Annotated in this window: 9 protein-coding genes; 7 read left to right on the plus strand and 2 right to left on the minus strand. The window is 36.3% G+C overall.

Annotated elements, in window-relative coordinates; translation table 11 throughout:
• Nucleotides 1–76 precede the first annotated feature (76 nt).
• Both NJT12_RS10760 and NJT12_RS10765 read left to right on the plus strand, forming a co-directional pair.
• Nucleotides 77–1,477, plus strand: coding sequence for a lactate utilization protein B (locus NJT12_RS10760; protein WP_271335903.1), 1,401 nt, complete (start codon nucleotides 77–79; stop codon nucleotides 1,475–1,477).
• A complete protein-coding gene (locus NJT12_RS10765) occupies nucleotides 1,470–2,057 on the plus strand; it encodes a LutC/YkgG family protein (RefSeq protein WP_271335904.1) in 588 nt (195 codons plus the stop codon). Before NJT12_RS10760 ends, NJT12_RS10765 begins: the two co-directional genes overlap by 8 nt.
• Before the next feature lie 87 nt (nucleotides 2,058–2,144).
• On the opposite strand, the gene NJT12_RS10770 is transcribed toward NJT12_RS10765, so the two are convergent.
• Nucleotides 2,145–2,732 carry an NAD(P)H-dependent oxidoreductase gene (locus NJT12_RS10770; RefSeq protein WP_271335905.1) on the minus strand — a complete coding sequence of 196 codons (588 nt, stop codon included), beginning with the start codon at nucleotides 2,730–2,732 and terminating at the stop codon, nucleotides 2,145–2,147.
• On the minus strand, nucleotides 2,729–3,697 hold the full coding sequence (locus tag NJT12_RS10775) for an alpha/beta hydrolase (protein ID WP_271335906.1): 969 nt from the start codon (nucleotides 3,695–3,697) through the stop codon (nucleotides 2,729–2,731). The genes NJT12_RS10770 and NJT12_RS10775 overlap by 4 nt, the downstream gene beginning before the upstream one ends.
• Before the next feature lie 124 nt (nucleotides 3,698–3,821).
• Here NJT12_RS10775 and NJT12_RS10780 point away from each other — a divergent pair, with 124 nt between their 5' ends.
• From NJT12_RS10780 to NJT12_RS10800, 5 genes are all read left to right on the plus strand, one after another.
• On the plus strand, nucleotides 3,822–4,670 hold the full coding sequence (locus NJT12_RS10780) for an AraC family transcriptional regulator (RefSeq protein ID WP_271335907.1): 849 nt from the start codon (nucleotides 3,822–3,824) through the stop codon (nucleotides 4,668–4,670).
• A gap of 264 nt (nucleotides 4,671–4,934) precedes the next feature.
• Nucleotides 4,935–7,679 carry a substrate-binding domain-containing protein gene (locus tag NJT12_RS10785; RefSeq protein WP_271335908.1) on the plus strand — a complete coding sequence of 915 codons (2,745 nt, stop codon included), beginning with the start codon at nucleotides 4,935–4,937 and terminating at the stop codon, nucleotides 7,677–7,679.
• Between the two features lie 224 nt (nucleotides 7,680–7,903).
• Complete coding sequence (locus tag NJT12_RS10790) at nucleotides 7,904–9,262, plus strand: sugar porter family MFS transporter (RefSeq protein ID WP_271335909.1); 1,359 nt, start codon at nucleotides 7,904–7,906, stop codon at nucleotides 9,260–9,262.
• Nucleotides 9,225–10,832 (plus strand): glycoside hydrolase family 32 protein, encoded by a 1,608-nt coding sequence (locus tag NJT12_RS10795; RefSeq protein WP_271335910.1) that lies wholly within the window; start codon nucleotides 9,225–9,227, stop codon nucleotides 10,830–10,832. The genes NJT12_RS10790 and NJT12_RS10795 overlap by 38 nt, the downstream gene beginning before the upstream one ends.
• A 23-nt stretch (nucleotides 10,833–10,855) precedes the next feature.
• Entirely contained in the window at nucleotides 10,856–13,960 is a 3,105-nt protein-coding gene (locus tag NJT12_RS10800) for a SusC/RagA family TonB-linked outer membrane protein (RefSeq protein ID WP_271335911.1), read from the plus strand.
• The last annotated feature ends 15 nt before the right edge of the window (nucleotides 13,961–13,975 follow it).

A 13,975-nucleotide genomic window follows, 5' to 3' on the forward strand; every position in this document is an offset into this window, starting at 1 on the left:
TACCAGTAAGAGATTAAATAATTTAAGTTAAAGCTTTATAAACTTAATCTCTTAATGGTGAAATAAATAAGAAAAAATGTCTTCAAAAAAAATAATCGAACACAGCCAGGCCGCCACGCATTTTAATAAAGATGTAGAACGCGTAAACTGGCACGACGAAACACTTTGGTTTGTCCGTGAAAAGCGTGATAAGTCGGCGCATCAAATACCAGATTGGGAATTGCTTCGCGAAACCGCTTCACAGATTAAAAACAATGTGCTTTCTAATATTCATGATTATTTGATTGAATTTGAAGCCAATGCGCAGAAAAATGGTATCATCGTACATTGGGCGGCCGATGCAAAACAACACAACGAAATTGTACATTCGATTATGGCAAAGCACGATGTAAAGCAAATGGTGAAATCAAAATCAATGCTTACAGAAGAATGCCATTTGAATGATTATTTAGCCGAAAAAGGCATCGAAGTGATTGATTCAGACTTAGGAGAATATATTGTTCAGCTTCGTAAAGAACCGCCTAGCCATATTGTTTTGCCTGCCATTCACCTAAAAAAAGAAGATGTAAGTGAAACTTTTCATGAACATCTGGGAACAGAAAAAGGTAATATTGACCCTCAATATCTAACCGAATCAGCTCGTTTGAGTTTACGAAATACCTTCTTAACCAGAAAAGTAGCGTTGACCGGAGTTAACTTTGCGATTGCAGAAACGGGTGAAATCGTAGTGTGTACCAATGAAGGAAACGCAGACATGGGCGCACATCTAGCCGATGTTCATATTGCCAGTATGGGATTTGAGAAACTAATTCCCGAGCGCAAACATTTAGGTGTTTTCCTGAGATTATTGGCCAGAAGTGCAACTGGACAGCCTATTACCACATTCTCAAGTCATTTCAAAAAGCCTAGGGACGGAAAAGAAATTCATATCGTGATTGTCGATAACGGTAGGAGTACGCAACTGGGAAGAGAAGATTTTAGAAATTCCCTTAAATGCATTCGTTGTGGTGCGTGTATGAATACGTGCCCTGTTTACAGACGAAGTGGCGGACACAGTTATCACAATGCCGTTGCAGGACCAATTGGTTCTATATTGGCGCCCAATCTGGACATGAGTAAAAATGCCGACTTACCATTTGCAAGTACACTTTGTGGTTCTTGTACCAATGTTTGTCCTGTAAAAATTGATATACACGACCAATTGTATAAATGGCGTCAGGTTTTGGTAAAAGAAGGACATACACCAACATCCAAAACAATTGCAATGAATACCATGGCGAAAGTTCTCGCTAATCCAACGATTTTTAATATCGCAGGAAAATCAGGGCGTTTTGTGATGAAAAACATTCCAGGGCTAGTCAATAATAAAATGAACAAATGGTACGACCAGCGAGAAATGCCAGACGTTCCAGAGGAATCTTTTAGAGAATGGTACAAGAAAAATTCAAGAGAAGCAAAAGCAAAAGACAATGAGTAGTAAAGCGGATATTTTAAATAAAATAAAGCAAAATCAACCTGCTTTTATTACAGACTTGCCTGATCTGAATCTTTTAAGTTCAGAGAATGCTGATGTGCTGGCAACCTATAAAACGGTACTGCAAAATATTGGAGGTGATCTAGTAGAAGTAGCTAGTTACGCTGAAATCCTTGATTATATAAAGAAAAATTATGCACTCGAAAAACGCATCATAACCACAATTTCGGAGCTTTCTGAAATTGCATCTTTAGACTGGACGAGTGATGATCCGCATTCGCTTGCCGATGTGGAACTAAATGTGATAAAAGCTCATTTTGGTGTAGCCGAAAATAGTGCACTTTGGGTTACAGATGATGTACTTGGACAACGTATATCGCCTTTTATTGCACAATATTTAGCTATTATAGTTCATAAAAATGATATTTTGGCCACCATGCATCAGGCCTATGAAAGAATTGGCAATCAGCAGTATGGTTTCGGAACTTTTATCGCAGGACCATCAAAAACAGCTGATATCGAGCAGTCATTAGTTCTTGGAGCACATGGTGCAAGAGGATTGATTGTTTTTATGTTGGATTAAAAATCGTTGGGTATAATTTTCCGTGCTCAGACATAACTTTTATATGTTAAAAGCAATTATACCCAATGAGTTAATTATAAAAAAGATTCAAATCGATTTGGAGTCTAAGAAGGCTAGGTGTTTGATTTTCTTTAGCCATTGTAATGTGTCACTTTCGGTTAATTCATTCAAAGGTCCAATAAAATCACTTTCGATAGGAGATATTCCACAGTAAGCTAAAATCCCTTCTTTTAATTGTACTAGTCCGCTTGACTTATAGATTTCGTTGTAAATAGTTAGGGATAAATCTCCTGCGGTTGTAATAATTCTTCCTGTTTTTCCTTTTAATAATCCTTGGGTAACACCTTTCTCATCCCTCTTAAAGGTAATACCCGGAAGAAATGTCCTGTCGAAAAAACCTTTCATAATTGCTGGCATACCCAGCCACCACATAGGATGTATCCATACGGTATGTTCACTCCACTTAATATCCTCCAAGGCTTTTACCAAGTCAGGTTCCAATTCCATTCTTTGAGAATAACCGAACTCTAAATTAGCATTGAAGTTGAGCGCTCCGATGGCGATATAGCGAACTTGTGAACCGTTTTGTTTGGCAGAATTAATGTAAGTCTCTACAATTGCACTGTTTAAATTTTCTTTATCAGGATGCCCATTTATAACTACTATTTTTTTCATTTTTCAGGATTTAAAATTTCATTGTATAATTGAACTTGCTGTGTATAAAAAGCATCAGATAATTGACATGGAAAAAAATCAAAGGCGTGCACAGCTCCTTGTATTTCCAATAGATTAACTGCAATACCGGCCTGTTGTAATTTTGCAGCATATTTTTTTCCTTCGTCTCTCAGAGGATCCAATTCGCATACTATGATTGTTGCAGTTGGTAAATCTTTGAAATTGTCTTCCAATAACGGCACTGCATATCTTGGCGGCTTATCGATCAGGTGTGGTAAATAATGTTTCCACATCCATTGTGCTGCTTTTTTGCTTTGCATAGGAGCATTTGCTAAGTCTTGCATTGATTGGGTTTTCAGGCGATGATCCATTGCTGGATAAAGTAAATACTGGTGCTGAATTTCTACTTGCTTTTTATCTCTTGCCAGATGGGCAAGAGAAGCAGCAATAGTTGCTCCGGCGCTGCTTCCACCAATGATAATGTTGTTTTTATCCCCTTGGATATCCCCCGCATATTCAGACAACCAGAGCAGCGCATCATATCCATCTTCCAGAGCAGCCGGAAAAGGATCTTCAGGCGCCAATCGGTAATCGAGAGAAACAATTACTGCATTAATATCGATTGCCAATCTGAAAAATAAAAAATCATATTGCTCTGGAGTTCCATATATAAAAGCTCCTCCATGAAAATAAAGCAATACTGGTAAGGTACCTTTTTTGGCAGGTTTGTATGTTCTCAATGAGATGGTACGTTTATTTTTAGAAGAAGGAATCTGAATATTTTCCAGATGTAACTCATCAGGTATTTCAGCAGATTCTTCCTTTAATGACAATGTTAATTCCTTGGCTCTAATTTGCGCTGGATCATTCTCCAGCAAGCTTTCATAGTCTATCTGCATGTACTCACTTTTGATAATAGCCTGCCAAAGGTTGCTATCTATATTCTTCAAATTGGTGTTTTTCATATTCAGTGATTTTTATAATTCAACACAACCTTAACTTATAATCCTTATTTGTGCTTGGCAAAAGTAGACCGGTAAAGCGCCTTATTACAGGTATATTTCAAGCCTATTTAGGTATCTTTACCATATGGGAAGAGAAAATATTTATCAGTCACTCGAAGTATTTTATGAAAAAATCGATACATGTCCACTGCGTGACAGGCAGTTTAATTTTTTTGAAATGGTTTATGTTATATCAGGTAATGGAAGCTATTGTACAAATGGAAATAAAGTAGATTTTAGGTCGGGAGACTTATTTTTGACTACGCCCAATGATTGCCATGAATTTGACCTATATGGTATTTGTGAGTTTATAGTGGTTCGTTTTGGTGAAAATTATATTAGAGAATATCAATGGAAAAGCATCGATCATATTGAATGTCTTTTATATTATGCTTCTGATTTGACAGGTTCGGTTTTGGCGGGCCATCAAGATAAACAAATGGTTCGTATCCTTATGGGGCAGCTAGGGCAGACTATTGAGCATGACAATATTTATAACCAAGACCTGATTGCTCACTTAGTAAATGCGATTATTGTTATTGCTGCAAGAAATATATCAGCGGTTAAACCAAAAAATATTTCTCCAAGTGCAGATGTACGTATTATGCAAATATTGGATTATATTCAAGAGCATATACGTAATCCCGAACGCTTGAAAATAGCAGTAATTGCAGATCTATTTGGGTTATCGCCAACTTATCTTGGCAGTTATTTTCGTAAGCAATGTAGCGAAACCATTCAGCATTATATTTCTTCTTACAGGATCCGCCTGATAGAGCACAGACTACAATTTAGCGATAAAAGAGTTCATGAGATAGCAGATGAATTTGGATTTTCGGATGAAAGTCATGTTAATAAATTTTTTAAAAGACACAAAGGGATGAGCCTGAGAAGTTTTAGAATGAAGGGAACAAAACAAAGCTTTGCAGGTTAATTATCTATGTGTATAGTATCGTCTTATTTAACAGGAACAACGCGCCTTATCAGTAAGTCAGAGCGTTTTTTAAGTATCGCTGTTTTTGATTAAGATATTTCAATACTAAGTTGCAAAGATCAAATAAAAGTTTAATTTTACCTTATCATATATCCTTCCCGCTTGTCTGTGCAAAGTAATCCTTCCTAATTATTTTGGCAAGTTGTTGGTTCAGTAAGGTATTTTTTTTGAAAACTATTTTCATTTACATAAACTCATAATTTCATGTATCCATTTGTAAAATATATTTTGCTGCTATTTTTAGCATCATTAACTTTAGTTTCGTGCAGTCAAAAACAGGGAGATAAAATAAAAGTTGGTTTTTCGCAAGCAATGACCACAGACGATTGGCGCAAACAAATGACCAGTTCGATAAAAATTGAAGCTTCTCTCAGACCTGAAGTCGATTTAAAAATTACTGACGCCAATAACAATGTCAATAAACAAATTGAAGATATAGAGCGATTTATAGCCAATAAAGTAGATGTAATTATTGTATCTCCAATCCAGTCCAAACCCTTAACTGCAGTTGTAGAGAAGTCGATTAAAGCCGGAATTCCGGTTCTTGTTGTAGACCGCAAGATCGATGGCGAAAATTACACGGCTTATCTTGGAGCTGATAATATTGAAATTGGAAGAGTTGCCGCCCGATATATCATCTCACACAGCAAAGCTTCAGGCAAAATAGTCGAAATTACAGGCGCAAACGGTTCTTCACCGGCCTATGAGCGCAGTCTGGGATTTGATCAGATCATTAAAGGCAATAAACGTTTTACGATTGTCAATACCATTCACGGCAATTGGGAAAAAGAATCTGTTAATGCGCCCTTAAAAACAATTCTTTTACAAAATCCTGATGTTGAATACATTTTTGCCCATAACGATCGAATGGCATTGAGCGCCTGGGAAACGGCAAAGACAGTTGGATTAGAGAATAAAATTAAATTTTTAGGTGTAGACGGATTAAATTCTGTAAACGGAGGGATTGAACTGGTTAAAAGCGGCGTTTTAAACGGAACCATTTTATATCCTACGGGAGGAAATGAAGCTTTGAAACTGGCTTTAAAAATGTACCATAAAGAACCTGTTTCTAAGAACAATATTCTAAATACCATTGTGATCGACCAGAACAATGCTGAAATTATCGAGAACCAAATGGATAAGGTAGATCAGCAACAAGCGGTTATTGAGTCGCAGCAGGGAGCCATAAAAGTACAGGAAAAAGAGTATGCTTCCCAGAACAATCTGGTACGTTTGCTGAGTTTTTTCTTAGTGATTATTTTGAGTCTGACCATTTACAGTATTTATTCGACGATTTCTATTTCAAAAAAGAAAAAACAGCTTGAAAATATCAATCAAACCGTAATCTGTCAAAATAGTGAAATACAGGAAATGGCAAAGATTGCATCGAAAAGCAACGAAGCGAAACTGAATTTCTTTACCGGACTTTCCCATGAATTTAAAACTCCAATAACGCTGATTATGAGTTATGTGGAGTCCCTGATCGAAAATGAAAAAATCAAAGGAACCGCGCTTATTGACGAGGTAAAACTTATTCATAAAAACTCGAACAGATTACTGCGGTTAATAAATCAGCTACTGGATTTTAGAAAAATAGAAGAGCAAAAATTTACCCTAAGAGCTTCTAGAACTAAGATTTATGATTTTACCAATGAGGTAATGACTAATTTTAAAGGCGAAGCTGCCCGCAGAAATATCGATTTTCAGCTGACGATGAAAAATAAAAATCTGGAGTTGTTTATCGATAGAGGACTTATGGATAAAGTGTACTTCAACTTGCTTTCCAATGCTTTTAAATTCACACCGGATAACGGAAAAATAGCCATTTCGATTCTCGAAAATCAGGATAATACAGTAAAAATAAACTTTAAGGATTCGGGAATTGGAATTCCTGAAAATGAATTGTCCAACGTGTTTAGTCCATTTTTTAAAGCTTCAAACAATAATAAAAACAGTTCAGGAATTGGACTTCATTTGTCTAAAGAATTTGTGCTTTTGCATCACGGTACGATCGAACTCAAATCAAAACAAGGAAGTGAATTCGTGATTACTTTATTGAAAGCAAACAGTCATTTACAGCCTTCAGAGATTGTAAATGAAATAGAAAATCTCAATATTACTCCAAATCTTATAACAGATAATTTAGATATAGAACCTGATTTTAAAGAAGTAAACACAATTGCTGAATCAGAGAAACATTCCCTTTTAATCATAGAAGACAATATTGATCTAGTATCATTTTTAAAAGCAAAATTATCCGGTGAATATATGGTGTACGCTTCTGATGGAAGTGATGCTATTGAAAAAGCAATGGAAATTGTTCCCGATATCATTATTTGCGATATCAATTTAGTAGACAAAGATGGTTATGAAATTAGTAGAGAATTAAAAAAAGATCTGCGCTCTTCCCATATTCCTATTATTATTCTAACAGCGCAAAGCAACAAAGAATCGGTGTTAAAAGGATTGCAGAGCGGGGTTGATCAATATTTAACAAAACCATTTAGTCTTTCTATTTTAAAACAATCCATTTCGAGTTTGCTTTTCAACAGAGAAAAACTTCGTTATTATTACACCAATAATATTTACCGTGTTGAACCTGAGTCTAAATTTGGCAATCAGGAACAAACTTTCATAACCAAGATGAATGATATTATTAAGAAGAATGTTGAAAATCCTAAGTTTTCTGTCGAGGATTTAGCCGACAAGCTCGGAGTTTCAAGAGTTCAGTTGTACCGAAAAGTAAAAGCAATTATAGGAATCAATATTAGTGATCATATCAATAATGTCAAATTAGAGAAAGCTGCTGAGCTTTTAAAGTCTAATCAGATGAATATTTCTGAGATTGCGTACTCACTTGGATTCTCTTCTCCCAATTATTTTTCTACAGCTTTTAAGAATAAATTTGGAATTTCTCCTAAAGAATACAAAACATCAAATTCTAATTAATACAAAAGCATTCCATTTTATGTATCAATTTTGTACCAAATGTAACATAATCGAAACTACATGGTTTTCGTAATTAAATTTCAATAAGTATAAAACCTTGTAAATAAGACAGTTAATTCTTTTGTGTCAATCTATCAATATTTAAGGAATTAAATTGTAACATCATTAAAAATAAGTTGTTTTTTTTGCGGATATCTTAGCGATAAGTTTTTAATACATCTACAATGAACAAGATATTGATTTGGTCTGTTACTGCTGCACTGGCAGGTTTTCTATTCGGTTTTGATACCGTAGTTATTTCTGGAGCTGATAAACAATTACAGCTTCTATGGCATTCATCTGATGCTTTTCATGGATCTGTTGTTATGGCAATGGCACTTTGGGGAACTGTTATAGGAGCCATTTTTGGAGGAATTCCAACCAATAAAATAGGACGTAAAAAGACATTGTTCTGGATCGGAATCTTATATTTTATTTCTGCCATTGGTGCTGCTTTTGCAAACGATCCTTATGTATTTGCCGCTTTCAGGTTTATAGGCGGTTTAGGTGTTGGCGCCTCAACTATTGCTGCTCCGGCTTATGTATCAGAAATTGCTCCGCCAGAGAAACGCGGACGTTTGGTAGCGTTGTATCAGTTCAATATTGTATTAGGAATTCTAATTGCCTTTATATCCAATTTCTTTTTAAAGGATATCGGAGAAAATGCGTGGCGCTGGATGGTAGGAGTTCAGGCGATTCCATCCGTTATTTATATTCTTTTTATTCTTACAATCCCAGAAAGTCCAAGATGGTTATTGTCTAGAAACCGTGACGAAGAAGCCCGTAAAGTTTTGTTTCAAATTGATCCCACTGCGGATCTAAAAGATATAATGGATGATTCCAGAGAAAACGGAGTTACCAAACATGAGAATATCTTCATGAAAAAATATCGTTTTCCGTTGATGTTGGCTTTTTTAATTGCCTTTTTCAATCAGTTTTCAGGAATCAATGCCTTTTTATATTACGCCCCAAGAATTTTTCAAGAAGCAGGTTTAGGACAAAATACCGCTTTACTGAGCAGTATCGGCATTGGGATTACCAATCTTATATTTACCTTAATCGGAGTAGCATTAATTGACAAATTAGGAAGAAAGTTGTTAATGTACATTGGTTCTGTAGGATATATTATTTCCCTTGGATTAGTCTCTGCTTCGTTTTATTACAATTGGGGAGGATTATCAGTACCAATTTTCCTTTTCTTATTTATTGCTTCACACGCCATTGGGCAGGGAGCCGTGATCTGGGTTTTCATCTCAGAAATTTTTCCTAACCATATCCGCGCGTCGGGACAAGCTTTCGGGAGTTCCGTACACTGGGTTTTAGCGGCCATTATTCCCTCTTTAATTCCGATGCTTTTTTCAGAAATCGGACCTGATGTGGTATTCTTAATTTTTGCACTGATGATGGTGCTGCAGTTGCTCTTCGTAATTTTTATAATGCCTGAAACTAAAGGAATCTCTTTAGAAGTATTAAGTGAAAATCTAACCAAAAAAAATATCAAAAAACATGACATCAAAGAAACATCTACCGCTGGCATTTTATAGTGCAATGGTACTTTCTATTGGAGGATGCAAACCTTATTCGGCTTTTGCACAAACCACTGCTGTTGCAACAAACATTGCTACAGAAGAAAAAATGTACCGTCCTAATTTTCATTTTACTCCAAAAAATGGCTGGATGAATGATCCTAACGGAATGTTCTATGCTGATGGTTATTATCATTTGTATTACCAGCATTATCCTGAAAAAAGTGTTTGGGGACCTATGCATTGGGGGCACGCCATTAGTAAAGATTTAATCAAATGGGAGGAACAGCCAATTGCACTCTATCCTGAAAAAGACAAATATATTTTTTCTGGAAGTGCTGTTGTCGATACGCATAATACATCGGGTTTAGGTACCGGAAAAACGGCTCCTATTGTGGCGATTTATACGCTGCATGATATGACCAAAGAAAAAGAAGGAAAGATTGATGTAGAGCAGCAGGATATTGCGTATTCGAATGACAATGGTTTTACATGGCAGAAATTTGAACAAGGAAATCCAGTGATTAAAAATCCCGGAATTCGTGATTTTCGTGATCCAAAAGTAAATTGGGATGAAACCCATCAACAATGGATAATGTCTTTGGCAGCACAGGACAGAACTCAGTTTTACGCTTCAAAAGATCTTAAAAACTGGAAATATTTATCAGAGTTCGGAAAAAATATTGGCGCTCACGGAGGAGTTTGGGAATGCCCTGATTTCTTTGAGATAAAAGTAAAAGGAACCAATGAATCCAAATGGGTTTTAATTCAGAATTTGAATCCCGGCGGCGCGAACGGAGGATCGGGAACACAATATTTCATTGGTGATTTCGACGGAACAAATTTTACATTAGAATCTAATTTTGCTAAAAAAATAGAACAAGAAAAAGCGGCATGGCTTGATTACGGAAAAGATAATTATGCAGGCGTGACCTGGAATAATATTCCAAGTGCTGACGGACGAAGATTATTTATTGGCTGGATGTCGAATTGGGATTATGCACAACAAGTTCCAACACAATCCTGGAGAAGCGCCACAACAATTGCGCGTGAACTTCAGGTAATCAAAAAAGGGAACGATTATACTTTGATTAATTTTCCTGTAAAAGAAATAAACAAATACATTGGTAAAACAATCAAAGTGAAAAGCCTGAAAGGGAAAGGAAAATTAGTGTTGGTTCAAGCAGGGAAAATTGATTTGACTAAGGCGATGCTTCATTTTAATATCAGAAATCTTAAACAGGACACCTACACTTTTACACTTTCAAATGCAAATGGAGAAACGGTGACTTTCGGAATTAATAATACAGAACATTATTTATTTGTGGATCGCTTGAAATCAGGAAAAATTGATTTCTCAGAAAAGTTTGCCTCAACAATTACCAAAGCAGCTTTAGACGGAAGTCAAAAAGAAGGGATTTTTAAAATCATTCTGGACAAAACATCTATCGAAATATTTTACAACAATGGTGAAAAAGTAATTACTGAAATCTTTTTCCCAAACCAGCCGTATACCACTCTTTGCGTTTCTTCAAAAAATGGCGTTGAGCTGAGTAACTTAGAAATTAACCAATTAAATGTAAACTAACCTTAAAACCAAAACCACTAACTATGAAAACCAAACTCATTTATTTTCTATTTTTCTTCTTTCCAATGCTGGTTATGACCGCGCAGGAAACAGGAATTAAGGGAACAGTAATTTCGTCAGACGACGGAATGCCACTTCCCGGAGCAACGGTACTTATTGCGGGAACAAATACCAGTACAGTAACAGATTTTGATGGAAATTTCTCTTTTCAAGAGGTAACTTCAGATGCAAAGATTGTCGTTTCTTTTATCGGATACAGCCCACAATCGATTGAAGTTAAAGGGCAAAAAACATTCAATATTACTTTAAAAGTAGACAACAACCAGCTCAATGAAGTGGTTGTAACGGGATACTCCAAACAAAAGAAAACCGATATTACAGGAGCCGTGGCCGTTGTAAACATGAAGGAAGTCATGACACAACCAGAGCCTAACCCAATAAAAGCGCTGCAGGGAAGAGTTGCAGGGGTAAAAGTTTCGTCTGATGGTTCTCCGAGCGGAGCTAATACAAAAGTTGTGATTCGTGGAGTAGGAACCTTAAACAACACAGACCCTCTTTATGTAATTGACGGAATGCCAACAAAATCCGGAATGCACGAATTAAATCCAAATGATATTGAATCGATTCAGGTTTTAAAAGACGCTTCATCGGCTAGTATTTACGGTTCCCGTGCTTCAAACGGAGTAATTATCATTACTACCAAAAAAGGAAAAGAGGGTAAAATGAGAATTAATTTCAGCACTTATACTTCTTTTTCAAATTATTCCAGAAAACAGGAAGTATTAGATGCTAATCAATTTGGTCAGGCTTTATGGCAGGCAAATATTAACGACGGCTTAAATCCAAACAATAATAATTTACGTTATCAGTTTGACTGGTCTGTAAACAATAACAAACCACAACTAAACAAAGTGTTGATTCCTGAATATCTAGATGCGAATCAAACCCTGAAAGCTTCGGATACAGATTGGTACGATGCAATTTCGCAAACCGGAATCGCGAATTCGTATGATTTATCTGTTTCTAATGCATCAGATAAAGGAAGTTATGTTTTTTCTTTGGGGTATTATGGGAACGAAGGTGTTGTAAAAACGACTGATTTCGAAAGGATTTCTGCCAGAATGAATGGTTCTTATAAATATTTTGACGGTAAACTGGTAATTGGAGAAAATTTCTCGATGACGCGTACCAATGAGGTTACAGATCCAGGAGTTCTTGATCCTGCGCTTCGTGCTTTACCGATAATTCCGGTGCGTACTGTAGACGGAAAAGGCTGGGGAGGACCAGTAGGAGGAATGAACGACAGGCAAAATCCTGTTCGACTTTTAGAATATAACAAAGACAATAAATATGATTATTTGCGTCTTTTCGGAAATATGTATGCTGATTTAGAGATCATCAAAAATCTGCATATCAAAAGTAGTTTTGGTATTGATTATGGATCTTATAAAAAACGAACGCTGCAAAGAAGTTATCAATCAGGTTATCTGAAAAACGATCAGTCATCAGTAACCATTGATCAGTCGGTAAGTGATAAATGGACTTGGACGAATACTGCCATTTACAGTTTGAATTTCGGAAAAAGCAACCTGAATTTGATGGCAGGAACAGAGATGTACAAAGATGTTTATGATACGACAACTTTACGTAAAAATGACTTTTTGATAGAAACTCCTGATTATATGTATCCAGATGCTGGAACTGGAGAATCGTTTACCAGCGGAACTTCGACAACCTATTCTTTGCTGTCATATTTTGGAAAAGTAGATTATGAGTTTGATAACCGTTATTTACTTTCAGGTACGATTCGTCGTGACGGATCATCCCGTTTTGGAAAAAACAATCAATTTGGAACCTTTCCAGCAGTTTCGGCAGGATGGAGAATCAGCAATGAAAATTTCATTAAAAATAATGCGCCTGTTTTCTCTGATTTAAAACTAAGAGCAGGTTGGGGACAAACCGGAAATCAGGAAATCAGTAATACTGCGGTTTACAGTTTGTATTTGGCAAGTTATGCAGGCGGAAGTCCAACTTGGGCTACTTCTTACGGTACAGCTTATGATATTGCAGGAAACGGAAACGGTTTGCTTCCGTCTGGTTTTATTGCCACTCAGTCAGGAAATGATAATTTAAAATGGGAAACCACTACGCAAACCAACATAGGTTTAGATTTTGGATTATTCAAACAAAAATTAAGCGGTTCTGTAGATTATTACATCAAAAAAACAGATGATATTCTGGTTTTACCACCTTATTTAGGTGTAATTGGCGAAGGCGGAAATCGTTGGGTAAACGGTGCTTCGATGCAGAATGAAGGCTGGGAAGTTAGTTTAGGATACCATGACGAAACCTCATTTGGACTTAAATATGATATTTCGGCGAATGTTTCAGCCAATAAAAACAAGATTACAAAATTGCCTGATGAAGTACGAAATAGCTACGGAGGAGATGGACTTGACGATAATATCTTAGGTCGTCCAATTAACTCAATGTACGGTTATGTAGCTGACGGACTCTTTAAAAGTCAGGGCGAAGTAGATAACTCGGCCACTCAGGAAGGAAAAGGCCTAGGAAGAATTCGTTACAAAGATTTAAACGAAGACGGAGTTATTACAGATAAAGACCGTACCTGGATAGGAAATCCAAATCCGGGATTGACGTATGGTTTTAATTTGGGATTAGGGTATAAAAACTGGGATTTTACCACTTTCTGGGAAGGAGCAAGTGATGTTGATGTCATAAATAATACAAAATACCAAACTGATTTCTGGAGCGTAGATGACGTAGGTTCTAATAAAGGAACACGTTTATTAAACGCCTGGTCTGTTGATAATCCTAATTCTACTATTCCTGCCTTAACTACTGTAGACAGGAATGCAGAATCAAGATTTTCGACTTATTATGTAGAAAACGGAAACTATCTTAAACTTCGTGTCTTGCAGGTAGGATACAGTTTACCAAAAGATCTGTTGAAAAAAATGAATTTCGATAGCTTTAGATTGTACATCAGCGGTCAAAATTTACTGATCATTGATGCCAAAAGTTTTACTGGTGTAGATCCTGAAAATGCAGGATTTGGATATCCGCAGCCAACGACTTTTACGGCTGGTCTTAATTTTACTTTATAATAAAAGCTTAAATCA

Origin of the sequence: Flavobacterium azizsancarii (assembly GCF_027980145.1) — a bacterium.
Taxonomy (GTDB): domain Bacteria; phylum Bacteroidota; class Bacteroidia; order Flavobacteriales; family Flavobacteriaceae; genus Flavobacterium; species Flavobacterium azizsancarii.